Consider the following 26,548-nt stretch of genomic DNA (forward strand, 5'->3'; position numbering starts at 1 on the left):
CTGTCACCGGACTATTCATGGTACAGGAGACGCGCGATCAGCCCGTTCAGGGCCTTTTCTGGATGGCCATCACGGGGCTCCTTTTTGTTGGCGTGACAGCGGTCGTCAAACATCTTGGTGATGACGTCCCGCCGGCGCAGGCGGCCTTTCTTCGGTATGTGCTGGGACTTGTCTTTCTGCTTCCGCTGATTGGCCGTTTGGTTCGGGTGAGACTGGATCGCCGTCAGGTTGGCCTTTTCGCGTTGCGTGGGGCGGCCCATACCGGCGCTGTGATCCTGTGGTTCTTTGCGATGACTCAGATCCCGATCGCGGAAGTCACCGCGATGAATTATCTGTCGCCCGTCTATGTTACGCTCGGAGCCGCTCTTTTCCTCGGTGAGCGTCTGCGGACGAGGCGGATCCTTGCGGTGATTGTCGCTCTGATCGGTGCGGTCATCATCCTGCGGCCCGGACTAAGGGAGATCGAGATGGGGCATATCGCGATGCTCTTCACGGCAGTGTTTTTTGCAGGCGGTTATCTGATTGCCAAGCAACTGTCGTCCGAGGTCGAGCCCAGCATGATCGTCGCGATGCTGTCGATTACTGTCACCATTGGCCTCGCGCCTTTCGCCTGGGCCGTTTGGGTCCCTGTTGACGGCACTGCTCTGGCCTGGCTGTTCCTTGTCGCCTGCCTTGCGACCGCCGGGCACACGACGATGACCATTGCCTTTGCCTCCGCCCCGGTAAGCGTCACGCAGCCTGTTACCTTTCTTCAGCTTATCTGGGCGACTTTGCTGGGTGCCTTTGTGTTTAACGAGGGGCTGGATGTCTGGGTTCTGATCGGCGGCGGGATCATCATGGCATCCGTGAGCGTCCTTGCCTGGCGCGAGGCCTTGGCGCGCGGACGGGAGGCGGCCGTGGCCGCGCCGCTACCGCGATGATGGGACGGGCAGCCCTTGAGGCGCAGTGGCTCAAGCTGACGCGAGAGGATCTTCCTGCGGCGGCAAAGCCGGATTGGCCGGTTCGGTTCGACCACTGCTTTCAGCGGATCCTTCTCGACGCGGCGTGCGGCGGGGTGTGGTACGATCATATCGCCAAACGTCCGGCCTATGCGCATGCGTCTGACAGCGTTTTGACCGAGGCTATCTCACTCGGTCAGGCGGTTCTTGACGGGAAGGCCGATCTGTCAGCGCTGAACCGTCAGAGCCTTGTCTGGCGCGGCAAGGCGATCCGGTAGGGCAGAACCCCGCGCTGGTTCGGATCGACATCCAGCTTGTGCTCCAGCGGGGGTACGGCGCGTTGGTGACATTGGGTGCGCTCGCAGATTCTGCAGGAGATCCCGATAGGCTCGAACGCGGCCGAATTGCCCAGATCAAGCCCGTCAGAATAGACGACATCGGGCGCGTGACGCAGCTCGCATCCTAGCGCGATGGCATAGCGCCGGATCGGAGCGGTAAAGGCGCCGCCCGATTTTGAGACGTCGCGCGCGATGGACAGATACCGCGTGCCGTCTGGGGTTTCGGCAAGCTGCCTTAGGAAACGGCCCGGTGTTTCGAAGGCGCGGTGAACGTTCCAAAGCGGGCAGGCACCGCCGAACCGTGCGAAGTGAAGCTGCGTTGCCGAATGCCGTTTCGTGATGGTTCCGGCCTGATCGACGCGCACGAAGAAGAACGGTACACCCTTCGCCCCGGGGCGTTGCAACGTGGAGAGACGGTGCGCGATCTGCTCGATGGAAGCCTCGAACCGGTCGGCGAGCCGTTCGAGATCATGCCGCGTCTCGCGGGCGGCTTGTAGAAAGGCGCGATAGGGCATCATCGCGGCGCCGGCAAAGTAGTTGGCCAGCCCGATCCGCGCGATGTCGCGGGCCTCCGGTGTTCGAAATCGGGCGAGATCCAGAGTGGCCTCCAGCAGGTCGTGATGAGCGACGAGGGCGATCTGAAGCAGCGTCTGGAAGCGCCGGGTCGCCGGATGCGACCGCGACGACAAGGTGAGGGTTCGGCGGTCGGTATCGTAGGCGCGCAGGCCGTCCAGATCCTCAAGGGCCGTGGATATGCCATGCTGTTGCAACGCGGCGTCGATAGCAGACATCAGATCCGGCGCATCGGTTGTAAACTCTTCCGCCGCGTGATCGATCGCATCGATGTAGTTGTCGCGATAGTGAAAGAAATCTCGGACTTCCTCCCACGGAGAAAGGCTCAATCGGGTTTCCTCCAATCCAAGGGCCTGATCGAGGGCCGCAAGACGATCATGCGTCTGTCGGTAGGTCCCGTGAAGATGGATTAGGCTGCGCATCAGGTTGGGCGCATTGGCGACCGCAAGTTTAAGCTCTGCGGCAGAGATCGGGGCGTCGCCGAAGACGGGATCTTTCAAGGCTTCTTTTAGGTCGCTGAGATGGCGGGCCTCATCGCTTCCTTGCAACTGATTGACATCAAATTCGAATTCCCGCGCCAGAGCGAGGATGACCGTCGCGCTGACCGGACGGTTGTCGTTCTCCATCTGATTGAGATAGGGGAGCGACACACCCAGCCGCTCGGAAAAGGCGCGTTGGGTCAGATTGGCCCTGACGCGGATCTCGCGCAATTTCGCGCCCGCATAGTGCTTTTGAACGGCCAACGTCCCCTCCGGCGGCTGCAAATTTGCAAAGGCTTAACTTTGCAAAGCTGGCCGTTCAAGCCGGCGTTCGCGCCGAAGGACAAAGAGGATCGACAAAAGGCTGCAAAAGGTGGTGCCGAACATGATGGCCTGAAGCGGTATCGTTCCGGCCTCTCCGGTCAGAACGAGCCCGGCCAGCGCCGAAAGCAAAGCGCCGCCGCCCACCATCATGGCGCTTCCCAGACCGGAGGCCCCCCCGGCCAGATGGGGGCGTACCGACAGAAGGCCTGCGGTTGCATTGGGAAGCATCATCCCATTGCCAAGGCCAAGGAAGGTGCAGAAGCCAAAGAAGAGGGTCGGTGTGGATAGGCCAATCACCGCAAGACCAAGCGATAGGCCAAGGCCCAGGAGCGTGATGATCGTGCCTGACAGGATCATGGTATTGATCCCGAAGCGAACAGAGTATCGGCCCGAAAGATAATTGCCCGCAGCATATCCTATGGCAGGCGCGCCGAAGGCAAAGCCCGCCCAGAACGGGGAGAGGCCGAAGACGGTATCGGCGACGAAGGACGATCCGCCAAGAAAGGCGAAGAACGCGCCAGATCCGAAAGCGGCACAAAGGGCATAGCCCCAGAAGCGGGGGCTGCTGAGCAGCTCGGGGTAGGTGCGGATCTGGTCGGCAAAGCTCATCCCGCCGCCGCGCACCGTCTCTCCCAGATCGCGCCAGACCAGCCAGAACACGCCGAGGCCGCATAGCAGGAGAAACATGAAAGCAGCCCGCCAGTCGAAGAGTTCGTCCAGCCCGCCGCCAATCATTGGCCCGACCATGGGAACAAGCGCCATGCCCATCGTGACGTATCCGATCATCGATGCCGCTTGATCCTGGGGAACGATGTCCCGGACGACCGCACGACCAAGAACCATGCCGGTCGCGATGATCCCCTGAAGGATGCGGAAGACGAGGAAGACTGTAATGGTGGGGGCGAGGATCGTACCCACGGTCGCAAGGCAGAAGATCGCGATCGAGACAAGCAGGACAGGTCGCCTGCCATAGCGGTCCGCGATCGGTCCGATGATGATCTGCAGAAGCGCGGTGCCAGCCAGATATCCCGAAACAGAAATCTGCATAACGGCATAGCTTGTGTCGAAATGCTCGGCCATTGCCTTGAGCGAGGGAAGAAAGACGCTCATCGACAGGGCAGCGACACCCACCAAAAGCACAAGCGTCACGATATGTGGCGGCGTTTTGCTATCGAGAAAGCGCGTCTTCGGAAAGTTCGTCATTCAGCGGGCGTATCCGCGAACGTCGACCCTGTCCATGCATCCGTCGCCTTTGCATATTTGCAAAATATGAGCGCGGTATTTGCAAGGTTTTGCAAATTTGCTGGATCATGCTTTTGCACATTCGGTCCTGTTGCTAGGGTGTTGCGATATCGAAGGCGGAGGGCCCATGACCACAATCCTTGAAGAGTTAGAGGCGCGCCGGGACATCGCGCGGCTTGGAGGCGGTCAGAAGAGGATCGACGCACAGCATGCCAAAGGCAAATTAACGGCGCGTGAACGGATTGAGCTTCTTCTCGATGAGGGATCGTTCGAAGAGTTCGACATGTTCGTCGCCCATCGCGCGACCGACTTTAAGATGGCCGAGAGCCGTCCGTCCGGGGATGGGGTCGTCACCGGATGGGGTACGATTAATGGCCGGATGGTCTATGTATTTAGCCAGGATTTCACGGTCTTCGGTGGATCGCTCAGCGAAACCCATGCCGAAAAGATCTGCAAGATCATGGATATGGCGGTTCAGAACGGCGCGCCGGTGATTGGTCTGAACGACTCGGGCGGGGCGCGGATCCAAGAAGGCGTGGCCAGTCTTGCAGGCTATGCAGAGGTCTTCCAGCGCAATATTCTCGCCTCGGGCGTGGTGCCGCAGATCTCTGTCATCATGGGGCCTTGCGCGGGCGGAGCGGTCTATTCGCCAGCGATGACCGATTTCATCTTTATGGTGAAAGACACCTCCTACATGTTCGTCACCGGGCCCGATGTCGTAAAAACCGTGACAAACGAGGTGGTAACGGCCGAGGAGCTGGGCGGAGCGGTCACGCATACGCGCAAGAGCTCGGTCGCCGACGGCGCATTCGAGAACGATGTCGAAGCGCTGGCGGAGGTGCGGCGGCTAGTCGATTTCCTGCCGCTGTCCAACCGGGAGGCGCCTCCGACGCGGCCGTTCTTTGACGATCCTGCCCGGGTGGATGATAGCCTTGATACGCTGGTGCCCGATAACGCGAACAAGCCCTACGACATGAAGGAGCTGATCCTGAAGATCGCCGATGAGGGCGATTTTTATGAGATACAGCAGGAGTTTGCGAAGAACATTCTAACAGGGTTTATTCGGATGGAAGGGCAGAGCGTCGGGGTGGTCGCGAACCAGCCGATGGTCCTGGCGGGCTGTCTTGATATCGACAGCAGCCGGAAGGCGGCGCGGTTTGTCCGGTTTTGCGATGCGTTCGAAATTCCAATCCTGACACTGGTCGACGTGCCAGGGTTTCTGCCCGGGACGGGGCAGGAATATGGGGGCGTCATAAAGCACGGCGCGAAACTGCTTTTTGCCTATGGTGAGGCGACGGTTCCGAAGGTTACGGTCATCATCCGCAAGGCCTATGGTGGGGCGTATGATGTCATGAGTTCCAAGCACTTACGCGGTGACTTCAACTATGCTTGGCCAACGGCGGAGATCGCGGTGATGGGCGCCAAGGGAGCGGTCGAGATCCTCTACCGGTCCGAACTGGGCGATGCTGAAAAGATCGGGGAGCGGACGAAGGACTACGAGGATCGGTTCGCAAATCCTTTCGTGGCCGCCGAAAAGGGGTTCATTGACGAGGTGATCCTGCCCCAGTCAACCCGGCGGAGGGTGTGCCGGGCCTTTGCGTCGTTGCGTGGCAAGCAACTGAAAAATCCGTGGAAGAAACATGACAATATCCCGCTTTGACAGTGTCTTTTCGGGCTGCGGTATCCGGTCGGTATTCGGTCTGTATCTGGTCGGTGGGAACCGGGGCAGGACGTTCTCCGTTGCGCACATGCCCAAGCGAGATGGAAAGACGCATGACCAAGGACCACGGACCGTCGATCAAGAACGACGAGACCTACGAGAGCCTGCGCGACGATGGCATGTCAAAACAGAAAGCTGCCGCGATCGCGAATGCGCAGTCCAACGACGACATGGAGCCCTCGAAGAAAGGCGGGCAACAGCCTCCCTACGAGGAGTGGACCAAGGACGAGCTTTACGACCGGGCGCAGGAGCTCGATATCGAGGGGCGCTCCGATATGTCCAAGGACGAGCTGATCGAAGCCTTGCGCGGCTAGCCTTTTGCGTCGCCGTGTTACTGTCGTCGGCGGTCATGGCCGAGCAGGCAGTGCTCGATGTGCCGTCCGGGCAGGAGGTGATGCTTTTCGACCTGGTGCTTGAGCCAGAGACAAAGGTCGCCCGATTTCGGTTTCTGGCGCCATCCATCGGCACGGCGGGACTGAGCTTTACGGATATGGAGAGGGATTTTCCGCATTTGTGTTCGGCCTATGCGCTCCCCGCGCTTGAGGCGAATGGTTGGGAGGCGGAAAAGATCGTTATCTCGCTGTCGGATCGGGAAACACCCTTCGGCGAAACCGTCCCAAACGTGATCCAGTTTTTCGAGGCCTTCGCTATCGAGGAAGCCACATGCCTGTGGGAGCCGTTCTGATGCTCAAGCATCGCGGATTTCCCAGTCGGCTTCCGGGAACCGATTTTCAGTTTACGATCCGGCGCGACAACAAAGGAGGCGCGACTGCTCTCGTCTCGCGCGAGCGATATGCCGATCGCAAACCTGCCGATAGGCGCGCCGATGCCGGTTTTATGGCCGCGCTTTGGGAGCAGTTCGGAGCCGAGCCGTTTGAGCGGGGCAATCTGGATGCGGGGCGACTTTCGTGGCTGTTTGGCCGTGAAGTGATCCCGGCGGAGGATCCGTTCGATCCGGCCAGCTACGATTCGCTGCTCAAGATCGATGAAAGACGCGCCCGTGCCAGCTTTCCCGACGCTTTCGATCAGGAAGGTGGGGTCTGATGTGCCTTTGTATACAAGCATCGGCAATACAATCTAGGCGGGAATCAGCCTACTTTAAGGCAAGCGCAGATCTATCCTTTGCAATGGAAGAAACCCTGTGCAACTTTCGATATGTGGATGGCGGTTCCAGCAAGCCTTCATCCGCAAATTGTCAAAACCGTTACCCTTCCCCTAGGAGGCGATCCAGTCACATTAAGATTGGATCGCCTCCATTCCGTTTGGCGGTTCGTCGGCGAAGATCGGCTATTCTTCGCGTGATATCGAATAACAGCCGCCTGGCTCTTCCGTTCTGGCGTGGACGTGCTTTATTCAAATCGAGTTTGGTCATTCCAGCGGGCAAAAAGGTTCGCGCTGTGGCCAGATGGAAAAAAACAGGAGCAGAGTCATGGTATCCCTTACAAAAGTCGCATTCGCGGGTTTCGCAGCGCTTTCGCTGTCCGCCTGTGCAGGCAGCGGCATCGGCGATAACGACACCGAGCGCGCAGTCATTGGCGCAGCTGCCGGTGCTGTCGTTGCTGACGCAACAGACAACGATGTTGCAACCGGTGCAGCCGTCGGCGGCCTTGCCGGCGTGTTCTGCGACGACGCAGGCATCTGCCGCTAAACAGATCGAAAATCTGAAGTTGAACCGCTCGGGCGCTTGCGTCCGGGCGGTTTCTCTTTGGCGGAATGCCAATCACGCGGCTCTCCTATGGGTTGAGTCGCGCTTTTATCGTGCCTATGGCATGGCGGTTTGAGGGGACCCATGTTCAAGAAAATCCTGATAGCGAACCGGGGCGAGATTGCCTGCCGCGTCATCAAGACGGCGCGGAAGATGGGGATCGCAACCGTCGCGATCTACTCCGATGCGGATCGTCATGCCCTTCATGTCAAGATGGCTGATGAGGCAATCCATATCGGCCCGGCGCCCGCCAATCAGTCCTATATCGTGATCGAAAAGGTAATGGAGGCGATCCGGTCCTCCGGCGCCGAGGCGGTTCACCCCGGATACGGCTTTCTGAGCGAGAACAAGGCCTTTGCCGAGGTGCTCGAGGCGGAAGGCATCGCTTTCATTGGTCCTCCCGCGGGGGCCATCGAAAAGATGGGCGACAAGATCACCTCGAAAAAGATCGCGGCGGAGGCGGGGGTCTCGACCGTGCCCGGCCATATGGGGCTGATCGAGGATGCAGATGAAGCGATCCGGATTTCGGGCGAGATCGGCTACCCGGTGATGCTCAAGGCCAGCGCGGGCGGCGGCGGCAAGGGGATGCGGATCGCCTGGGACGAGAGCGAGGTTCGCGAGGGGTTCCAGGCCTCCAAGAACGAGGCAGCGGCCAGCTTTGGCGACGACCGGATGTTCATCGAGAAGTTCGTCACCCAGCCGCGGCATATCGAGATTCAGGTGCTCTCGGACGGGCAGGGCCGGACGCTTTATCTGGGCGAGCGGGAATGTTCGATCCAGCGGCGAAACCAGAAGGTGATCGAAGAGGCTCCGTCGCCGTTTCTGGACGAGGCGACGCGCAAGGCCATGGGCGAGCAGGCGTGCGCTTTGGCCGATGCGGTCGGCTATCGCAGCGCGGGCACGGTAGAGTTCATCGTTGATGGGGAGAAGAACTTTTACTTCCTCGAGATGAACACCCGGCTTCAGGTCGAGCATCCGGTGACGGAGCTGATCACCGGGATCGATCTGGTCGAGCAGATGATCCGGGTTGCCGCGGGGGAGACGCTTTCCTTTGAGCAGGGCGATGTGGCGCTGAACGGCTGGGCCATCGAGTCGCGGCTTTATGCAGAGGATCCGTATCGCAACTTCCTGCCGTCGATCGGGCGGCTGGTGCGGTATCGTCCGCCAGAGGAGGTCGCCGAAGAGGGCCGCGTTGTCCGCAACGATACGGGCGTTTTCGAGGGCGGCGAGATTTCGATGTATTACGATCCGATGATCGCGAAGCTCTGCACCTGGGCCCCGACCCGGGGGGAGGCGATCGAGGAGATGCGGATCGCGCTCGATACGTTCGAGCTGGAAGGGATCGGGCACAACCTGCCGTTTCTCAGCGCGGTGATGGATCATCCGCGCTTTGTCAGCGGCGATATCACGACGGCATTCATCGCCGAGGAATATCCCGACGGCTTCGGCGCCGTCGATCTGCCGGAGAAGGATTTGAGGCGGGTCGCGGCTTCGGCGGCGGCGATGCATCGGGTGGCAGAGATCCGGCGGGCGCGCATTTCGGGCCGGATGAGCAATCACGAGCGCAAGGTCGGCGCGGATTGGGTGGTACGGATCGGCGGTCATATCTGGCCCGTGGTAATCGAGGCAGACCGGGAGGGCGCGACGGTTCGGTTCGAGGATGAGGCGCGCCACCGCGTGGAAAGCGACTGGACGCCGGGCGATACGCTGGCGCGGCTGGATGTGGATGGATCGCCGCTGGTGCTCAAGGTCGACAAGATCACGAACGGATTTCGGATCCGGTCTCGCGGCGCGGATCTGGATGTGAAGGTTCTGCATCCGCGTCAGGATGCGATGATGGCGCATATGATCGAGAAGGAGGCGCCCGATACGTCGAAGCTACTCCTTTGTCCGATGCCGGGGTTGATCGTGAAGATCGACGTGGCCGAGGGCGAGGAGGTGCAGGAAGGGCAGGCGCTCTGCACTGTTGAGGCGATGAAGATGGAGAATATCTTGCGCGCCGAACGGCGCGGAACGGTGGCCAAGATCAACGCCGAACCCGGGGCGAGCCTTGCGGTCGATGATGTGATCATGGAGTTCGAGTGAGCGGTCTGACGGCGATATGGGCGTGGCTTCAGGGGGTCGATCCGCGTATCTGGCAGGCGGTGATCGCGGGCCTCTTTGTCGCTGTCGGCTGGATCGTGAATGGCCGGCAGAACCGGCGGCGCAGCAGCCGAATGCGCAAGGAGCGGCTGAGGGACGTGCACCGGGCGCTTTTTGCTGAGATTGGCGCCAATCTGCAGACATTGGGCAGCGCCGAGATGCTGCGTGCGCAGTCAGGCCTTGTCGTGCAGCGGATGCGCGATGAGGCGAATAGAGGGCGGTCCTATATTCCGTTCGTGGTGAGGGACCGGAAGGATCAGGTCTATGCCTCGATCATCGACGAGATTCATATCCTCCCGCGCACGACAATCGATGCGGTGGTCGCCTATTACGCGCAGCTTCAGGTGATGGGGGATGTGACCGAGGATCTAAGGGGGAAGACGTTCGCGCAGCTGCCGGTCGAGCGTCAAGTGAGGCTTTACGAGGATCTGACCGAAATGAAGGTGCAGGCCTTTGCGTTCGGCAATCACGCGCTTCGGATGATCGATATCTATGCCAAGAAGGGCAAGGAGGAGGCGGAGAAGTTTGAGCAGGAGCTACGCGAGCAAACCGCCGAGGCCGAGGCAAAAAGACTGGAAGTTCAACGCGTTGCGGCGTCGGAGCGGGAGGTCAATACCCTTCAGGACGCGGACCGGTCCGGCCCGTGACGGGAATGGGTGTATATGGAAGATGGACAGGTGCGGGCTGTTGGCGATCTGACATCTTTTGTCCTCCTGGGCGAGATATAAGCTGCAACAGGTTAGGATTCAATGAACTTTACTGGTTCAGCGCCCGGCGATCGCGGATTTCCTGCTCGCGCAGCGGCATCTTGTCGATGGAGCGCGACAGCTCCCGAACGTCCCAGGGCACCGGCTTGCGCAGCTTTACGCCCCCATCCTTGCCCAGCACGACAAGCATGAAGCCGCGTGGACGCAGCTGCTCTCGCAGGGAGGAGAACGCTTCGGGGTCGGTATCGGTCAGAACGACGACATCGCGTTCGGCGAGGTCTTCCATGCGGGCGGCCAGAAGCTCGATCTGGGTCTGGAAGCGGGGATCGTTCGGAGTGTCGGCAAAGACGACAACCGGGCGCGCGAGCCACCGGAAGTCATCGAGCGTGACATCGACGGCTTCGAGTATCACGGTCGGATCGGCCTGCCATTGCTCGACCGGGCCGAGAACAAGGGGCGTCTGGACCGCATCGTCAGCGGCCGCAAAGGGTGTTGTGAGGACGGCTGCGGTCAAGGCGAGCACAGCGCGGGTCGGAAATAAGGTCATGAGGTCTCCTGTTACCGCAGATATAGTTGGGCCGATCGCCTTTGCGAAGAGTCTCTGCGTCAGGACACGAGACAGTTATTTGGGTTATAATCGGCTGAGCGCATCCAAAGCGGACGGATCAGCTGGAAGGAGCCGGTGATGGGACGCAAGGACGACTGGGCCGAGATCGCGGCTAAGGAGCTGAAAAACAGATCCCTTAAGGATCTGACCTGGACGACACTCGAGGGGATCGATGTCGCGCCGGTCTATACCGCCGAGGATCTGGACGGTCTGGATCATCTCGGCTCGATCCCCGGGCAGGCTCCGTTCACGCGCGGCGTGAAGGCCACGATGTATGCGGGCCGTCCCTGGACGATCCGGCAATATGCCGGTTTTTCGACGGCCGAGGAATCGAACGCTTTTTATCGCAAGGCTTTGGCTGCCGGGCAGCAGGGGGTCAGCGTGGCCTTCGATCTGGCAACGCATCGCGGCTATGACAGCGACCATCCACGGGTGGAAGGCGATGTCGGCAAGGCGGGCGTGGCGATCGACTCAGTCGAGGATATGAAGATCCTTTTCGACGGCATCCCGCTTGGTGAGGTGAGCGTCTCGATGACGATGAACGGGGCGGTGATCCCCGTTCTGGCGTCCTTTATCGTCGCCGGAGAAGAGCAGGGGGTCGACCGTGCGGCCCTGTCGGGGACCATTCAGAACGACATCCTCAAGGAATTCATGGTCCGCAACACCTATGTCTACCCGCCCGAACCCTCGATGCGGATCATCGCAGATATCATCGAATATACCTCAGCCGAGATGCCGAAGTTCAACTCGATTTCGATCAGCGGCTATCACATGCAGGAGGCGGGGGCGAACCTGGTTCAGGAACTTGCCTTCACGCTGGCCGATGGCCGCGAATATGTGCGCACCGCGATCGCGCGCGGCATGGATGTCGACAAATTCGCGGGGCGGTTGTCGTTCTTCTTCGCCATCGGGATGAACTTCTTCATGGAAGCGGCAAAGCTGCGCGCGGCGCGACTGCTCTGGTACCGGATCATGGAGGAGTTCGAGCCGAAGAGCCCGCGGTCGATGATGCTGCGGACCCATTGCCAGACGTCGGGGGTGAGCCTGCAGGAGCAGGATCCCTATAACAACGTCGTGCGCACGGCATTCGAGGCGATGAGCGCGGTTTTGGGCGGAACGCAATCGCTGCATACCAACTCCTTCGACGAGGCGATGGCGCTGCCGACGGAGTTTTCGTCACGGATTGCGCGCAACACGCAGCTGATCCTGCAAGAGGAAACGGGTGTCACCAATGTCGTCGATCCGCTTGCGGGCTCCTATTACGTGGAGAAGCTCACGGCCGATCTGGTCGAGGCGGCCTGGGCGCTGATCGAGGAGGTCGAGGAGATGGGCGGTATGACCAAGGCCGTCGCCTCCGGCATGCCGAAGTTGCGCATCGAAGAGACGGCCGCCCGGCGGCAGGCGATGATCGACCGGGGCGACGAGGTGATTGTCGGGGTCAACAAGTACAGGCTTGAGAAAGAGGATGAGATCGACATCCTCGATATCGACAATGACAAGGTGAGAGAGAGCCAGATCGCCCGGCTAGACCGGATCAAGGCGGAGCGGGATCAGGCGGCGTGCGATGCGGCTCTGCTGGAGCTGGGGCGGCGGGCCGCAGAGGGCGGCAACCTGCTGGAGGCGGCGGTCGAGGCAGCGCGGGCACGGGCGACGGTCGGTGAGATCTCGATGGCGATGGAAGGCGTCTTTGGGCGCCACCGGGCGGAGGTGAAGACATTGGCAGGGGTCTATGGAGCCGCCTATGAGGGCGATGAGGGTTTTGCTGCGATCCAGACGGCGGTCGAGCAATTCGCCGAGGATGAGGGGCGCAGGCCCCGGATGCTGGTCGTCAAGATGGGTCAGGACGGGCATGACCGGGGCGCCAAGGTGATCGCGACCGCCTTTGCCGATATCGGGTTTGACGTGGATGTCGGGCCCCTGTTCCAGACGCCGGAAGAGGCCGCGCAGGACGCCATCGACAACGATGTGCATGTGATCGGGATCTCGTCGCAGGCCGCCGGTCACAAGACGCTGGCGCCCAAGCTCGTCAAGGCGCTGGAGGCGCAGGGGGCGGGGGATATCCTTGTCATCTGCGGCGGTGTCATCCCGCAGCAGGATTACCGGTTCCTTTACGATGCCGGAGTGAAGGCCATCTTCGGACCGGGCACCAACATCCCCGAGGCGGCGCAGGATATTCTCAAGCTGATCCGCAAGGCGCGGCCCGAAGCGGCGGAGTGACTGAACCGCGATCCGCGACCTTCGGGCGCGCTGGGTTCGGTGCCGCAAAGGTTGGAGGTCCTCGACCTTTTCTCGAGACGGATTAAAGTGGCGTCATGTCGATCTGGACCCGCATCATCGAAGTTCTGGCCGCCCTGCGGTCGGGGGAGGGGCTGTCGTCGATCTTTGATCGGCTGCGGTCTGCGCCGGAGCAATCCGTCGGATTCACCATCGCAGTAATCGGGCTCGGGGCGAAGATGGCCAAGGCCGATGGGCGTGTCACACGCGATGAGGTGACAGCGTTTCGCGAGGTGTTCCACATCGCCTCCGAAGACGAGGAGAATGCCGGGCGGGTGTTTGATCTGGCGCGCAAGGACGTGTCGGGGTTCGAGGATTACGCGCGGCGGATCCATCAGATGTTTCGCGGGGAAAACGAGGAGGCTCTGGTCGATCTGGTCGAGGGGCTCTTTCATATCGCGATGGCCGATGGCGAATATCATCCTAACGAGGAGCTTTTCCTCGAACGGGTGGCCGAGATCTTTGAGATCAAGCCGCGATGTTTCAACCAGATGCGGATGCGGTTCGTCCCGAATGCGGAGCCGGACCCGCGGGAGGTGCTGGGGATCGCGCCGGAGGCGACGCTCGATGAAGCTCGGGATGCCTGGCGGGCCCTGGTGCGGGAGACGCATCCCGATGCGATGATCGCACGGGGCGTGCCCGAGGAGGCGGTCAAGATCGCGGAACGCCGGATGATCGCGGTCAATCGCGCCTGGGAGGCTGTGTCCGAAGGGCGTGCGTGAGGATCGCCACCTATAATGTCGAGTGGTTCTGGACGCTGTTCGATAGTGCGGGCCAGCCCTGGGACGATGACGAGCGGGCCGGACGCTATGGGGTCACGCGCCGCGAACAGCTGGAGGCGGTGGGGCGTGTGTTTCAGGCGCTCGATGCCGATGCGGTCATGGTCATCGAGGCGCCCGATAGCAGCCGGAAGCGGTCAGGGGTGCGGGCACTCGAAACCTTTGCAGACCGGTTCGGGCTGCGGGCGCGCAAGGCGCTGTTGGGATTTCAAAGCGAAACCAAGCAGGAGATCATCCTGCTTTACGATCCCGATATCGGAACGGCCCGGCATGATCCCCAAGGCGAGCTAACTGGCACCCATGGACGCGACGGGGCGCCCCGCTTCGATCAGGTGCTGCGCTATGATTTGGATGTCGATGCTGCGCCGGAGCGGATGCGGTTCTCCAAGCCGCCTCTTGAGGTTGCCTTTGAGGTGGCGGGCGGGCCGGTTCTGCGGCTGATCGGCGTGCATGCCAAATCCAAGGGCGGGCGCAGCGGCGAGACGGGCGACGCCGCGATGGCGCGGGCCATCGCGAACCGGCGAAAGCAGCTTGCGCAATGCATCTGGATCCGGCGGCGCGCGGACCAGCATCTAGAGGCGGGCGAGCCGTTGATTATCCTCGGGGATTTCAACGACGGGCCGGGGTTGGACGACTATGAGAGCCTCTTTGGCCGCTCCGGGGTCGAGATTGTGCTGGGCGAAGGCGGCGCGGCGCAGATGACCGATCCTCATGCCCGGCAGGCGCTGAGCCGTCGATTGGGCGCTACGAAAACGACGGCCCGGTTCTGGATCGACACCGAGAAAAGATATCTTCAGGCGCTGCTCGATTACGTGATGATCTCGCCCGATCTGGTCGTCTGTGATCCGGTCTGGCGGATCTGGCACCCGTTCGAAGATCCAGATTGCTGGGGCGATAACGCGCTGCGCGAGGCGCTTCTGGCGGCTTCCGATCATTTCCCCGTCACGCTCGATCTGGACCTCGGGGGTTGGGATAGCGGATGAAGGTGACTATATTTCAGGTCATTGGATAGATGCGGTGATCAAAGATGAAACATATTCTTGCAGTCGTTCTGGCCTTGGGCCTCGCCTCTCCGGCGCATGCGCAGGAGGCTGAGGAGGAGCGCGGCTTCAGCCTGATGGAGGAAGGGGCGAAGCTTTTCTTCGACGGTTTGCGCAAGGAAATGGCACCCGCGCTCGAAGAGCTTGAAGGCTTGGCCGAAGATATGGGGCCGCAGCTTCGACAGCTGATGAACGAGATGGGACCGGCGCTGGCCGATCTGATGGGCCAGATCGACGACATGACCAACTATGGGCCGCCCGAGATCCTGCCGAATGGCGATATCTTGATCCCCAGAAAACCCGATGCGCCGACGCTCGATCTGGACGGCGAGATCGAGATCTAGATCTTTTTGCGGTATCTGACGTCGGTTTCGGCGCCCAGAATGCTCGCCAGTGACGAGAACCGGGATTCGGCGACCTCTCCAAAGAGTGGGGCCGCCTCGTTCGACAGGATAAGGTCGAGTTTCTTCTTCTTGGGATAGAATCGAAGCTGCCCGATCTGTGCGTCCGTTTGCTGCCAAAGCATCGCGCCGAACCGCATCGCTTTGCCGACGATCTCGGCCTCCGTCTGGGCCTCTTCGGGGATCAGATCGTAGAGATGCTCGAAGCGGGTGCCGATCCGGTTGCTCTTGTAACGGTGAAAGAGCGCCAGACCGAGCCAGATCCGTTCGGAATGCTTGAGACCGCCGAGATTGGCCCGGGTTGCGAGATCGAAGCAGACCTCGTGCCGGTAATCGGGATGGGCGCGCCAGCTGACATCGTGCAGCAGGCAGGCGGCCCGGATCAGGCGCTTCTTTGCAGGTGACGCGCTGTTGAAAAGCGGCTTGATGAACGCATAGAGGGTACGGCCAAAGCCCGGAACGCGCGCGTCCTTCGATTCGGCAAAGCGGCACGCCTCGATCAGCGGATCGCGGACACGTAGCTGCGAGGGCATTTCCTCGTAGAGCATCCCCTCGCGGATCCCGTAGCTGGAGATGGTGATGTCTCTGGGTTTGAACGTGCGCACCAGCTGCTTGAGGACGGGAGCGGCGAGCGGGATCAGCGACATGCGGGCCTCCGAGATACCGCAGCGGCCGCGCAGCTCGTTCAGATCGCTGCCTTCGATCATCTTGGCCGTGTCGCGGATCGCGGTGGCCGTCATACGATATTCGTGCAGGACGGTCAGTGGATAGCCGCGCCGCTCCATATCGATGCGGGCAAAGGCGCGCCACGAGCCGCCGACGAGGAACAGACGCTTGTCGGACGAGCCCATACTGGCATGCAGGGCGCCGATCTCGTCCTTGATATGACGTTTGCGGCCTGCCTTGCCGCCTTTGATATCGGCCAGCCGCAAAGGTCCAAGCCTTGACGTCATGCGGCGGCCGACGCGGCCCTCGTCCAGCTCGGCCAGCTCCATCGATGAGCCGCCGATATCGCAGACCAGACCGTAGGAGCCGGGCCAGCCAAGAAGAACGCCCTGCGCCGAAAGGCGGGCCTCCTCCGTGCCGTCAATCACCCAAAGCTTGATCCCGGTTTCCGCTTCGACTTCGGCGCGAAACTCCTCGCCATCTTCGGCCTCCCGCACCGCGGCGGTTGCAACGGCTGTGAGTGGAGAGATGCCCATCCCGTCGGCCAAAGCGCGAAAGCGGCGCATGGCGGAGAGCGCGCGCACGCGCCCTTCGGGGTTTAGACGCCCGGTTTCCGAGATATGCGCGCCCAGCGCACACATGATCTTTTCGTTATAGAAATAGGCGGGGCTTCTGGCTGCGCCGTCAAAGACCACAAGTCGGACCGAGTTTGATCCCACATCAACGACGCCAACCCGGGACAGGGCGCGCGCCTCGGGACTATCGAAGAGCGGGCGCCCGAATGGGCCGAAGTCAGGCGCGGTCTCGTTCAAGGTCAATCCTCGGTATGGGTCAGTTTCGGAACGTCGGAGGCGCCAGCGGACCCGCGCCCGGAAAGCGACGGGTTTTCCATGAAGAACCTGTGGCAGTTGAACGCAAAGCCGTCTTCAGGGGTTTCCGCCCGGGTGAATTTTCCGTCCGGGCCCATCACCCAGCTTTGTGCCACATCGGCGAGATTGGCGGCCATGATCTGGCTGACGATCTGCGCTTTCACGGTCGGATTTGTCGCCTCGATCAGCGTTTCGACCCGCCGGTTGAGATTGCGGCCCATCCAGTCGGCAGAGCTGATATAGACGCGCGCATTTTTGTGCGGCAGCCCATGTCCCGCGCCGAAGCAGACGATCCGGCTGTGTTCGAGGAAGCGGCCCACGACCGATTTGACGCGAATATTTTCGCTCAGGCCTTTGATCCCGGGGCGCAGACCGCAAATGCCGCGTACGACGAGGCTGATCTGCACGCCTGCCCGAGAGGCGGCATAAAGCGCGTCGATCACGTCCGCTTCGATCAGGGAGTTCATCTTGGCCCAGATCATCGCCGGTTTGCCCTTCGAGGCAAAATCGGCCTCTTCGGCAATCCGTTTCAGCAATGTCTTCTTCAGCTCGCGCGGAGAGATCGAGATATTTTCAAGCTCTTCCGGTGCGGCATAGCCGGACAGATAGTTGAAGATCTTGCCAGCATCACGGCCCAGTGCCGGGTCAGTCGTGAAGAGCGACAGATCGGTGTAGATCCGGGCAGTCAGCGGATGGTAGTTGCCGGTTCCGAAATGGCTGTAGGTGACAAGCCTGTCGCCTTCGCGCCGGACGACCGTGCTGATCTTGGCGTGCGTTTTGTAGTTCAGAAAGCCGTAGACGACATGGGCGCCCGCGCGCTCCAGCCGGCGGGACTGGCGGATATTGGCGGCCTCGTCGAAGCGGGCCTTCAGCTCCACCAGCGCGGTGACGGATTTGCCGTCTTCGGCGGCCTCGCAAAGGGCCTCGACGATGGGGGACTGCTTGGATGTGCGGTAAAGCGTCTGCTTGATCGCGACGACATCGGGATCTCGTGCGGCCTGTTGCAGGAAGCGGACCACCATATCGAAGGTCTCGTAAGGGTGGTGCAGCAGCATGTCCTTCTGGCGGATGGCCGCAAACATGTCGCCGTCATGGTCCTGAACGCGTTCGGGGATGCGGGGAGTGAAGGACGGCCAGAGCAGGTCGGGACGCTCATCGAGGACAAGCTCGGACAGGTCGGTCGCGCCGATCATGCCGTCGACCTCGACCACCTCGTCTTCAGTGACGTGAAGCTCTTCCATGATGAGAGCCTTGAGCGCATTCGGAGCACCCACGGAGATCTTCATCCGAACGACATCGCCCCGGCGACGGCGCTTGAGGGCCACCTCGAACTCCCGGACAAGATCTTCGGCCTCTTCTTCCAGTTCCAGATCGCTGTCGCGCAGGATGCGGAAGATGCAATGCCCCTTGATCTTATGGCCGGGAAAGAGCCGGTCGATATGCAACAAAAGCAGATCCTCAAGCCGCAGGAACCGCAGGCCGTCCGTCTGGGGAAGCCGGATGAACCGATCGATCTGCTGGGGGATCGGAAGCAGCGCGCGCAGGGGTTGGTCATCCTTGCGCCGCTTAAGCTCTAGGGCGAGCGTGAAGCCTTCATTCGGCAGGAACGGGAACGGGTGGGCCGGATCGATCGCAAGAGGGGAGAGAACGGGGAACACCTGATTGAGAAAGTATTCCGACAGGAAGTCCTTGTCGTCGCCATTCAGATCGCCGGGCGCGCAGATGGTTATGCCTTGCGCCTCCATCTCCTCTGCGAGGGTCTCAAAGGTGGTTTGCTGGCGCGCCATAAGCTGGCGCGCATCGCGGTCGATCAGGATAAGCTGCTCGCCCGGGCTTAGACCATCCGCGGCGGGGGTCGTATTCCCGGAGAGCTTCAGCTCCCGCAGGCCAGCCACGCGAACGGTGTAGAACTCATCAAGATTGGCCGCCGAGATCGACAAGAACCGCAGTCGCTCTAGAAGCGGCACACGGGGGTTCTCGGCCTCTTCGAGGACGCGCCAGTTGAAGCCGAGCCAGGACAGCTCGCGATTAAAAAAACGCGACGGCCCGGTCAGATCGTCATCGAGCGTTGCCGGTTCCGGGAAGTCGGCCTTGAGAAAGTCAGCTTGGGTCATGCGAATGGTCTGAGGCCTTGGCGTGACAGGGCGGTGACAGATATCCAGACTGATATCATGCTTCTGGACCCTCGTCCTCAAGAAGCGTGCGGACGAACGGCCAGGTCATCTCCCGGCCCTGCGCCAAGGCCTCTTTATCCACCCGGTCGACAATCGTTTGTGCGGCTGCGAACGAGCGCTCGATGCGCGCGCCCAAGCGCTCGATCACCTGAGGCGGCGGATTGAGCTGGCGATCCCGGAAAAGCTTGGTCAACAGCGCGCGCAAAAGCGCATCATCCGGATCCTCGATCTGCACCGGGGTGACGGATTTCACGCGGCTGACCAGATCGGGCAAGGCGATAGGCCACTGGCTTGGCGGGGTGCGTGCGATCAAAAGAAGCTTGCCGGTTCCACTGCCAAGGTGGTTGTAGATATGGAAAAGGCGTTCTTCGGCAGCCGCGCTTAGAGGGTCGCCTAGGTCGTCCAGAATGATCAGCTCGGCTTCGGGAAGGGCGGCGCCGTCCCTCTCAAGATCCGCCGCCGAGAGCAGAAGCGTGTCGCCTGGCACCGCAATGGCCTGCGCAAGATGGCTCTTGCCCGAACCGGCGGGCCCGATCAAAGCCAGACGCCCATCGGGCCAGCTTGCCGGATTCATGACCGCCCGATGCGCAATCGTATTCGCAGGCGAAACGAAGAAATCGCTTGCATGCCGCGCGGTTTGATCCGGCAGGGGAAAGCTAAGCTGCCGAGGCACGGGTCAGGCGGTTTCGTCGGGGGGCTGGATCTCTGCCTGCACCGGCTCTTCACTTGGCTCAGGCACACGATCCGGCGGAGAGAAACCCCAGTAGAGTTTGCTCGATTTGTAGCGGTCTATGGCAAACCGGGCGACGACGCCGATCATGGCGGCAACAGGCACTGCGACCAGCAGACCGACAAAGCCGAAAAGAGCGCCAAAGACTGAGAGGGCGAAGATCAGCCAGACCGGATGCAGGCCGACGCTGCTGCCGACCAGATTGGGCGTCAGGATATTGCCCTCCACGAACTGGCCGGACTGAAAGATCGCCCAGACGGCGACGATCCACCACCATTCGCCCCAGAACTGAAAGAGAGCGACACCGATCGCCAGCACGCCGCCGACGATGGCGCCGACATAGGGAATGAAGCTGATGAACCCCGCAAGAAGGCCGATCAGGACGCCGAAATTGAGCCCGACAAGGGCAAGCGCAATCGCGTAGTAGATCCCGAGGATCACACAAACGAGGCCTTGCCCGCGCAGAAACCCGGCCAGCGTTTTGTCGATATCGGCGAAGATCTGGCGGATCGTGGGCGCGTGATCGCGGGGCAGCAGCTCGTCGATGCGGGCGACCATCCGGTCCCAGTCGAGCAGCAGGTAGAAGGTGATGAACGGGACGAGCACGAAGAGGACGAGGATGTTCACAAACCCGCCAGCCGCGCCCGCAAGACCGTTGAGCAGCTGACCCGCCCGGCTTTGAATCGCTTCTCCGATCTGCTGGAAATACTCGGCGGCCGCACCATCGGGGGCAAGGAAGTCCGCGAACCTGCCGTCCTCTCCGAAGAAGGCCGGGTAGCTTGAGGCAAGGCGTCCTTGTGGATCGTCCAGAAACGTCCGGATCGCGCCGACCGCGCGCGGGATCTGATCGAGCAGAAGCGGCACGACCGCCAGAAGCAGGATCGTGAAGATCAGGATGACGCCGATCGTGATGACGATCACGGACCCGACCCGGCTGAGCCCAAGCCGTTCCAGGCGGTCGGCGATGGGATCCAGCAGATACGCGATCGCACCTCCAAGGATGAAGGGCAGGATCACGTCGCCCAGAAGATAAAGCGTGACGAGGAAGATCACTGCGGCAATGCCCCAGTAGCGGGCTTGGTGGCTGACCGGTAGTGCCATGGGCATCCTTCTCTGGCGTTCTCAAGACATTGCCCATGATCCGGCGCTATTCAAGGACCGGCAGTCGCTTTCTCGTTTTGCGCTGTCCGCAGGCAATGGCGGCTTGCCCGTGCGATCCGCCGCCGCTAAAGCCGAACGGCACCTGATGTGAGGAAGCCCCGACAATGCGTCTGAGCCGTTATTTTCTGCCCGTTCTCAAGGAAACGCCTGCCGATGCGCAGATCGCTTCGCACCGGTTCATGCTGCGGGCGGGGATGATCCGGCAACAGGCGGCGGGGATCTATTCCTGGCTGCCTTTGGGCTTCAAGGTGCTCAAAAGGATCGAGCAGATCGTGCATGAAGAGCAGCAGCGCGCCGGACATATCCCCGTTCTGATGCCGACGATCCAGCCAGCCGACCTGTGGCAGGAGAGCGGCCGCTACAACGCCTATGGGCCCGAGATGCTGCGCGTGCGCGACCGGCACGACCGCGACATGCTCTTTGGACCGACCAACGAGGAGATGATCACGGATATCTTCCGCGGCTCGGTCTCCAGCTACAAGGACCTGCCGCTGACACTTTATCATATCCAGTGGAAGTTCCGCGACGAGATGCGCCCGCGCTTCGGCGTCATGCGGGGCCGCGAGTTCTACATGAAGGACGGCTACAACTTCGATCTTGATGAAGCGGCAGCCCATCACGCCTATAACCGGCATCTCGTCAGCTATCTGCGCACCTACGAGCGGATGGGGCTTCAAGCGATCCCGATGAAGGCCGAAGGCGGCCCGATCGGCGGCGACTACACGCATGAATTCCTCGTTCTCGCCGATACCGGCGAAAGCGGCGTGTTCTACGATGCACGGATTGAGGATATCCGCCTTGGCTCGCGCGAGATCGACTACGATAGCGTCGATCAGTGCCGCGGCGTGCTCGACGAGTTCACCGAGCTGTATGCGCGCACGGACGATACTCATGATGCCGCCGATTTCGAGGATGCGGTGCCCGAGGAGCATCGGCGCGAAGCACGCGGGATCGAGGTCGGCCAGATCTTCTATTTCGGCACCAAGTATTCCGAGCCGATGGGCGCGACAGTGCAAGGTCCCGACGGCAAGCCGGTGCCGGTTCATATGGGCTCTCACGGGATCGGAGTATCACGGCTTGTCGGAGCGATCATCGAGGCGTCCCGTGACGACAAGGGGATCATCTGGCCCGAAGGCGTCACGCCGTTCCATTGCGGGATCGTCAATCTCAAGCAAGGCGATGCAGAGGCCGATGCGGCCTGCGAAAGCCTCTATGCCGGGCTGACGGCGCTGGGGCTCGAGCCGCTTTACGACGACCGCAACGAGCGGGCCGGGGGCAAGTTCGCGACGATGGATCTGATCGGTTTGCCGTGGCGGATCACGGTCGGGCCGCGCGGTCTGAAGAACGGCGTGGTCGAGCTGACCTCGCGCCGGACTGGCGAGAGCGAGGAGATGCCGCCCGAGCAAGCGCTCGAGCGGATCGGGTCGATTTATTCCGGCGTCTAGGGAGGCGCCGCCTTAAGCGGCGAGACCCAGCTTGTAGACGTGGATTTCGAAAGTCGGATGCGCATCGGCTCCGACGACATTCGGCGCTGCATGGCGGTAGATCGAGCGCCAATAGGGCTGAATGACGACACCCTCGTCGAGCATGATCGTCTGGATTTCGGCCATCAGCTCGCGGCGGGTATCGGCGTCCGAGATTGCCATCGCCTCGTTCAGCTTGGCGTCGAAGTCGGGATTCGAGAACCCGCTTTCGTTCCAGGCCTCGCCGGACCTGTACGCCAAGGCCAGCACCTGAACCCCCAAGGGGCGCTGCGCCCAGTCCGTGGTCGAGAAGGGATACTTTGTCCAGTCGTTCCAGAAGGTCGCGCCGGGAAGGATCGTTCGCGTGACGTTCAGCCCCGCATCGCGAAGCTGAGCGGCCACGCTGTCCGACGTATCGCGCCGCCAGTTGTCGTCGATCGAGATCAACTCGTGCTCGAAATCGGCCATGCCCGCCTCTTCCATCAGGGCAAGCGCCTGAGCGGGATCGTGGGGCAGCCGTTCGACATCGGCATATTCGGGATGGATCGGAGAGACGTGGAAGTTGTTGGCGACCTCGCCCAACCCCGCATAGCCCAGCTCCAGACAGACGGCGTTATCGACCGCCATGGCAAGCGCTCGTCTCACCCGTGCATCTGCATAGGGGGTCTGGCCGTTCACTTCGGCGGTCTGGTTCGTTCGGATGCACAACGTGTTGGCCGTCACTGCCTCGGATCTAGTCCATCCGATTGTGTCCATCAGCTCGACGAATTCGCCAAGGCTCTCGTAGACCATATCGACCTCGCCCGCATCGGCGGCTGCGAAATGCGAGGCCTGATCGGTGCCGAAGTCGATGAACCGAATTTCCTCGAGAAAAGCGCCGCCATAGCCTTCGGTGCGGTTGCCCCACCAGTCATGATCCGCGTTCTTGAGCAGGATCGCCTCGACACCGACCGTATACTCGCCCGGAAAGTAAGGGCCTGTTCCAACCGGATTAGCGAGCGGATCATCGCCGGAGAAGCTCTGCGGGACGATCGCTGCCGGATAGTCCGAGAAGCCCGCGATCAATGTGATGTCGGCCATTCCTGGACGCAGGACCAGCGTCGCCTCATCGACAACCTCCACGGCGCCCTCGCGAAGGGTGCCGGTTTCGGAATCGATCAAGGATGTCATGCGGGAGGCCATCGAGTTGCCCTCGACGGCCGTTTCGCACCAGCGGGCGATGTTGAACGCGACGTCCTCGGCGGTGAAGTCGCTGCCATCGTTCCAGGTGACGCCGGGCCGGACGTTGAGCGTATATTCGGTGGCGTCGTCATTCACATCCCAGCTTTCCAGCAGCATCCCGCGAATGGTGCCATCGCGTTGATACTCAACAAGATATTCAAGCCAGCCGCGCGTGTAGTTCGACATTTGCGGCCAGTCATAGGTGCGCGGATCCTTGAGGGCACGGACATCCTGCTGGATCCGCAGAACGCCGCCCTCCTGCGCGCCGCTCTGGGCCAAAGCAGGGCTTTGCAGCCCGATCAGGCCATAGGCGGCGGTCGAGGTCAGCCCGAGCGCGGTCGCGCGGGTCAGGAATTCACGGCGAGAGAGATGTCCTTGGGCATGTTCGGTGGCGAAAAGATCAGCGGCAGGGTGGGAAAGCGGGCGGTGCGTCATCGGGATCTCCGTCATGACGTGAATTGACGCCTCACCGTTGAAGCGCCTCGCCTCCAGAACAATAGCTGACCTGTGACCCGAGGCAACGCCGCGGCACCTCGCTCGGTCGCTTGACGCCGAACGGCGGGCAGCGCACGGTCCCCTCAACCAAAAAGACCAAGCAGAGCATAGATGTCAGGCAGTCCCCCTCCTTTTTCGCGGTTCGAATGGATGATCGCGTGGCGCTATATCCGCGCGCGGCGCGCCGAAGGCGGCGTGTCGACGATGACATGGATCAGCCTGATCGGGATCACGCTGGCGGTCTTTGCCCTGATCGCGACCCTCGCCGTCAGATCCGGATTTCGGTCGGAATTCGTGGGAACGATCCTCGGCGCGAATGCCCATGTGAGCGTCTACAATATCCCGGTGGTCGATGCGTCCGGCGCGCTGGACCGAACGATCTCGGACTACGAGGCGCGCGCCTCTCAGCTTGCCGATGTGCCTGGAGTGATCCGCGCGGCCCCCGTCGTCAAAGGCGAGGTGATGGCCAATCACCGGCAGGAGAGCACGTTCGTCCAGGTCTTTGGAATGACCGCCGAGGATCTGCGGGATATCCCCCGCATCGTCGATCCGGTGACATCGCGAGGCGATCTTGACCGGTACGAGGACGGCATCGCCATCGGCAACGGGATCGCCGCCGAGCTGGGGCTGATGGTCGGCGACCGGATCGAGCTGGTGTCGAATACGGGGCCGATGACGCCCATGGGGCGCGGCCTTAGGCGGAACTTCTACGAGGTCGTCTTTATTTTCAGCGCAGGCCGCTATGATATCGACCGCACGCGGGTCTACATGCCGCTCGAGGCCGCGCAAAGCATGTTCAACCGCGAGGGCCGCGTCGACGAGATCGAGGTCATGGTCGAGGCCCCCGAGGAAATCGACGCGCTGCGGCCTGCCTTGATGGAAGCGCTCGGCCCCCAAGGGCAGATCTTCACGTGGCGAGAGGCCTATTCCTCCTTCCTGAGAGCCTTGGCGGTGGAGGACAACGTGATGTTCGTGATCCTGTCGATCCTCGTTCTGATCGCGTCGATGAACATCATTTCCGGACTGATCATGCTGGTGAAGAACAAGGGCCGGGACATCGGTATCCTCAGGACCATGGGGCTGACCCAAGGCTCGGTCCTGCGCGTTTTCTTCCTGTGCGGTGCGAGTATTGGAACAATCGGGACGGTCTGCGGCGTGATCCTTGGATGCCTCTTTGCGATCTATATCGATCCGATCTTCTCTGCGGTGAACTACCTGGCGGGGGGAGGGGTCTGGGATCCGTCAATCCGCGGGATCTACAATCTGCCCGCCGAGCTGCATCTGGAGGATGTGCTGTCCGCCGTCGCCCTGTCCCTGGGACTAAGCTGGACCATCACCTATTTCCCCGCGCGGCGTGCGGCGCGGATGAACCCGGTCGAGGCTTTGCGCTATGAGTGAAGCCGCGCTCGCCCTCGACGGGATCACGAAGGTCTACAATTCTGGGAAACCGTCCGAGATCAAGGTTCTGCAGGGTGTGTCCCTGTCCGTCGCTGCGGGCGAGGTTGTGGCCCTTGTCGCTCCGTCGGGGGCAGGCAAATCGACTCTTCTGCACATCGCAGGACTGCTCGACAGCGCCGATGGCGGATCGGTGGCAATCGGCGGTGAGGATGTAACAGCGCTCGGCGACCGGCGGCGCACGGCGATGCGGCGCGCGAAGGTCGGCTTCATCTATCAGTTTCACCACCTCCTTCCCGAATTCAACGCATTGGAAAACATCATCCTCCCCCAGCTTGCGAATGGAACGGGGGCAGGCGCGGCAGAGGGGCGGGCGCTTGATCTGCTCAAGCGCGTGGGGCTCGAGGCCCGCGCCGACCACCGTCCCGCCGCCCTTTCGGGCGGAGAGCAGCAACGGGTCGCGTTTTGCCGGGCGCTTGCGAACGGTCCCGGGCTGCTTCTGGCGGACGAGCCGACGGGCAATCTGGATCCCGCGACATCGGATATCGTCTTCGGCGTCCTCATGGACCTCGTCCGCGACACCGGGCTGGCGGCGGTAATCGCAACGCACAATCTGGAACTGGCGGCCCGCATGGACCGAACCGTGCGATTGGAGGCAGGTCGGATCGTCTAGGCGATCCGCTCGCCGTTCTTTGGCTTGGCAGGACATGCGCGCAGCCCAAAGGGAGAGCGCCGCAACGCCTCGCCGCGCAAAGTCTGTAAGAGAAAGCCGGGATGGTGCTGCTGGAGAGAATTGAACTCTCGACCTCTCCCTTACCAAGGGAGTGCTCTACCTCTGAGCTACAGCAGCATCGGTGCGGGGACCTAACCCCAATAGATCAACCGCGCAAGCCCTGACTGGACGCTTTTTGGCCCGCTTGGTAGGGACCTTTCATGAGCGAAAAGAGTTCGTCAGACAGAGCCTCCACCGCGCAAGGCAAAGCCGAGACCACCCGACCGGACCGGGAGGCACGTCTCAAGGCCGCTTTGAAGGCCAACCTCGCGCGTCGGAAGGCCCAAAAGCGCGCAAGAGACGACGGGCACGAGCAGGACGAAGGATAAACGA

The 26,548-nt window shown here is 61.6% G+C and carries 26 protein-coding genes and 1 tRNA gene; 18 read left to right on the top strand and 9 right to left on the bottom strand.

All coding sequences use genetic code 11. The annotated features are described in order from the left end of the window. The first annotated feature begins 17 nt into the window (after positions 1 to 17). Entirely contained in the window at positions 18 to 920 is a 903-nt protein-coding gene (locus AAD018_RS04835) for a DMT family transporter (protein ID WP_367313254.1), read from the top strand. Continuing rightward, positions 917 to 1,216 carry a hypothetical protein gene (locus AAD018_RS04840; RefSeq protein WP_367313253.1) on the top strand — a complete coding sequence of 100 codons (300 nt, stop codon included), beginning with the start codon at positions 917 to 919 and terminating at the stop codon, positions 1,214 to 1,216. The genes AAD018_RS04835 and AAD018_RS04840 overlap by 4 nt, the downstream gene beginning before the upstream one ends. Here AAD018_RS04840 and AAD018_RS04845 read toward each other — a convergent pair. Then, entirely contained in the window at positions 1,180 to 2,592 is a 1,413-nt protein-coding gene (locus tag AAD018_RS04845) for a helix-turn-helix domain-containing protein (RefSeq protein WP_367313252.1), read from the bottom strand. The genes AAD018_RS04840 and AAD018_RS04845 overlap by 37 nt on opposite strands. 33 nt (positions 2,593 to 2,625) lie before the next feature. After that, complete coding sequence (locus AAD018_RS04850) at positions 2,626 to 3,855, bottom strand: multidrug effflux MFS transporter (RefSeq protein WP_367313251.1); 1,230 nt, start codon at positions 3,853 to 3,855, stop codon at positions 2,626 to 2,628. Positions 3,856 to 4,021: 166 nt separating this feature from the next. Here AAD018_RS04850 and AAD018_RS04855 point away from each other — a divergent pair, with 166 nt between their 5' ends. The 7 genes from AAD018_RS04855 to AAD018_RS04885 all read left to right on the top strand — a co-directional run bounded on the left by AAD018_RS04855 (position 4,022) and on the right by AAD018_RS04885 (position 10,108). After that, positions 4,022 to 5,554, top strand: a complete 1,533-nt coding sequence (locus AAD018_RS04855; protein WP_367313250.1) for an acyl-CoA carboxylase subunit beta — start codon at positions 4,022 to 4,024, stop codon at positions 5,552 to 5,554. Positions 5,555 to 5,667: 113 nt separating this feature from the next. Continuing rightward, positions 5,668 to 5,928 (top strand): DUF7218 family protein, encoded by a 261-nt coding sequence (locus AAD018_RS04860; RefSeq protein WP_367313249.1) that lies wholly within the window; start codon positions 5,668 to 5,670, stop codon positions 5,926 to 5,928. A 35-nt stretch (positions 5,929 to 5,963) separates the two neighbouring features. Then, positions 5,964 to 6,299 (top strand): DUF6497 family protein, encoded by a 336-nt coding sequence (locus tag AAD018_RS04865; RefSeq protein WP_367313248.1) that lies wholly within the window; start codon positions 5,964 to 5,966, stop codon positions 6,297 to 6,299. Further along, positions 6,299 to 6,658, top strand: coding sequence for a hypothetical protein (locus AAD018_RS04870; RefSeq protein ID WP_367313247.1), 360 nt, complete (start codon positions 6,299 to 6,301; stop codon positions 6,656 to 6,658). Before AAD018_RS04865 ends, AAD018_RS04870 begins: the two co-directional genes overlap by 1 nt. Before the next feature lie 385 nt (positions 6,659 to 7,043). Then, positions 7,044 to 7,262, top strand: coding sequence for a hypothetical protein (locus AAD018_RS04875; RefSeq protein ID WP_367313246.1), 219 nt, complete (start codon positions 7,044 to 7,046; stop codon positions 7,260 to 7,262). A 141-nt stretch (positions 7,263 to 7,403) separates the two neighbouring features. After that, the gene (locus AAD018_RS04880) at positions 7,404 to 9,404 is read left to right on the top strand and encodes an acetyl-CoA carboxylase biotin carboxylase subunit (RefSeq protein WP_367313245.1); all 2,001 of its coding nucleotides are present in this window, start codon (positions 7,404 to 7,406) and stop codon (positions 9,402 to 9,404) included. Beyond that, positions 9,401 to 10,108, top strand: a complete 708-nt coding sequence (locus tag AAD018_RS04885) for a hypothetical protein (RefSeq protein WP_367313244.1) — start codon at positions 9,401 to 9,403, stop codon at positions 10,106 to 10,108. Before AAD018_RS04880 ends, AAD018_RS04885 begins: the two co-directional genes overlap by 4 nt. Before the next feature lie 109 nt (positions 10,109 to 10,217). On the opposite strand, the gene AAD018_RS04890 is transcribed toward AAD018_RS04885, so the two are convergent. Then, positions 10,218 to 10,715, bottom strand: coding sequence for a DUF4174 domain-containing protein (locus AAD018_RS04890; RefSeq protein ID WP_367313243.1), 498 nt, complete (start codon positions 10,713 to 10,715; stop codon positions 10,218 to 10,220). Between the two features lie 138 nt (positions 10,716 to 10,853). On the opposite strand from AAD018_RS04890, the gene scpA reads away from it, so the two are divergent. From scpA to AAD018_RS04910, 4 genes are all read left to right on the top strand, one after another. Further along, positions 10,854 to 12,992 carry a methylmalonyl-CoA mutase gene (gene scpA / locus AAD018_RS04895; RefSeq protein ID WP_367313242.1) on the top strand — a complete coding sequence of 713 codons (2,139 nt, stop codon included), beginning with the start codon at positions 10,854 to 10,856 and terminating at the stop codon, positions 12,990 to 12,992. A gap of 95 nt (positions 12,993 to 13,087) precedes the next feature. After that, positions 13,088 to 13,771 (top strand): TerB family tellurite resistance protein, encoded by a 684-nt coding sequence (locus AAD018_RS04900; protein WP_367313241.1) that lies wholly within the window; start codon positions 13,088 to 13,090, stop codon positions 13,769 to 13,771. Further along, entirely contained in the window at positions 13,768 to 14,811 is a 1,044-nt protein-coding gene (locus AAD018_RS04905; protein WP_367313240.1) for an endonuclease/exonuclease/phosphatase family protein, read from the top strand. Before AAD018_RS04900 ends, AAD018_RS04905 begins: the two co-directional genes overlap by 4 nt. A gap of 44 nt (positions 14,812 to 14,855) precedes the next feature. Continuing rightward, positions 14,856 to 15,212, top strand: a complete 357-nt coding sequence (locus AAD018_RS04910; protein WP_367313239.1) for a hypothetical protein — start codon at positions 14,856 to 14,858, stop codon at positions 15,210 to 15,212. Here AAD018_RS04910 and AAD018_RS04915 read toward each other — a convergent pair. Genes AAD018_RS04915 through AAD018_RS04930 form a run of 4 tightly spaced genes read right to left on the bottom strand, consistent with a single transcriptional unit; the run spans position 15,209 to position 20,809 of the window. After that, positions 15,209 to 16,747 (bottom strand): Ppx/GppA family phosphatase, encoded by a 1,539-nt coding sequence (locus AAD018_RS04915; RefSeq protein WP_367313238.1) that lies wholly within the window; start codon positions 16,745 to 16,747, stop codon positions 15,209 to 15,211. The two genes, AAD018_RS04910 and AAD018_RS04915, sit on opposite strands and share 4 nt — an antisense overlap. 2 nt (positions 16,748 to 16,749) lie before the next feature. Then, positions 16,750 to 18,918, bottom strand: a complete 2,169-nt coding sequence (locus AAD018_RS04920) for an RNA degradosome polyphosphate kinase (protein ID WP_367313237.1) — start codon at positions 18,916 to 18,918, stop codon at positions 16,750 to 16,752. Positions 18,919 to 18,973: 55 nt separating this feature from the next. Then, a complete protein-coding gene (locus AAD018_RS04925) occupies positions 18,974 to 19,651 on the bottom strand; it encodes an HdaA/DnaA family protein (protein ID WP_367313236.1) in 678 nt (225 codons plus the stop codon). 3 nt (positions 19,652 to 19,654) lie between these two features. Continuing rightward, complete coding sequence (locus AAD018_RS04930) at positions 19,655 to 20,809, bottom strand: AI-2E family transporter (RefSeq protein WP_367313235.1); 1,155 nt, start codon at positions 20,807 to 20,809, stop codon at positions 19,655 to 19,657. On the opposite strand from AAD018_RS04930, the gene AAD018_RS04935 reads away from it, so the two are divergent. Beyond that, positions 20,808 to 20,960 (top strand): hypothetical protein, encoded by a 153-nt coding sequence (locus AAD018_RS04935; protein ID WP_367313234.1) that lies wholly within the window; start codon positions 20,808 to 20,810, stop codon positions 20,958 to 20,960. The genes AAD018_RS04930 and AAD018_RS04935 overlap by 2 nt on opposite strands. 13 nt (positions 20,961 to 20,973) lie before the next feature. Further along, positions 20,974 to 22,314 carry a proline--tRNA ligase gene (gene proS, locus AAD018_RS04940; protein ID WP_367313233.1) on the top strand — a complete coding sequence of 447 codons (1,341 nt, stop codon included), beginning with the start codon at positions 20,974 to 20,976 and terminating at the stop codon, positions 22,312 to 22,314. Between the two features lie 12 nt (positions 22,315 to 22,326). Here the strand turns inward: proS and AAD018_RS04945 are convergent, their stop codons facing one another. Beyond that, positions 22,327 to 23,988 carry an ABC transporter substrate-binding protein gene (locus AAD018_RS04945; RefSeq protein WP_367313232.1) on the bottom strand — a complete coding sequence of 554 codons (1,662 nt, stop codon included), beginning with the start codon at positions 23,986 to 23,988 and terminating at the stop codon, positions 22,327 to 22,329. A 171-nt stretch (positions 23,989 to 24,159) separates the two neighbouring features. On the opposite strand from AAD018_RS04945, the gene AAD018_RS04950 reads away from it, so the two are divergent. Both AAD018_RS04950 and AAD018_RS04955 read left to right on the top strand, forming a co-directional pair. Continuing rightward, positions 24,160 to 25,446: an ABC transporter permease gene (locus tag AAD018_RS04950; protein ID WP_367313231.1), complete on the top strand. Its 1,287-nt coding sequence runs from the start codon at positions 24,160 to 24,162 to the stop codon at positions 25,444 to 25,446. Further along, positions 25,439 to 26,116 carry an ABC transporter ATP-binding protein gene (locus tag AAD018_RS04955; RefSeq protein ID WP_367313230.1) on the top strand — a complete coding sequence of 226 codons (678 nt, stop codon included), beginning with the start codon at positions 25,439 to 25,441 and terminating at the stop codon, positions 26,114 to 26,116. Before AAD018_RS04950 ends, AAD018_RS04955 begins: the two co-directional genes overlap by 8 nt. Positions 26,117 to 26,218: 102 nt before the next feature. Here AAD018_RS04955 and AAD018_RS04960 read toward each other — a convergent pair. Next, positions 26,219 to 26,293 (bottom strand) — tRNA-Thr (locus tag AAD018_RS04960). An 83-nt stretch (positions 26,294 to 26,376) separates the two neighbouring features. Between AAD018_RS04960 and AAD018_RS04965 the strand changes: the two genes are divergently transcribed. After that, positions 26,377 to 26,544 (top strand): hypothetical protein, encoded by a 168-nt coding sequence (locus AAD018_RS04965; protein ID WP_367313229.1) that lies wholly within the window; start codon positions 26,377 to 26,379, stop codon positions 26,542 to 26,544. Positions 26,545 to 26,548 lie beyond the last annotated feature (4 nt).

The organism is Aestuariibius insulae (assembly GCF_040783535.2).
GTDB lineage: Bacteria > Pseudomonadota > Alphaproteobacteria > Rhodobacterales > Rhodobacteraceae > Aestuariibius > Aestuariibius insulae.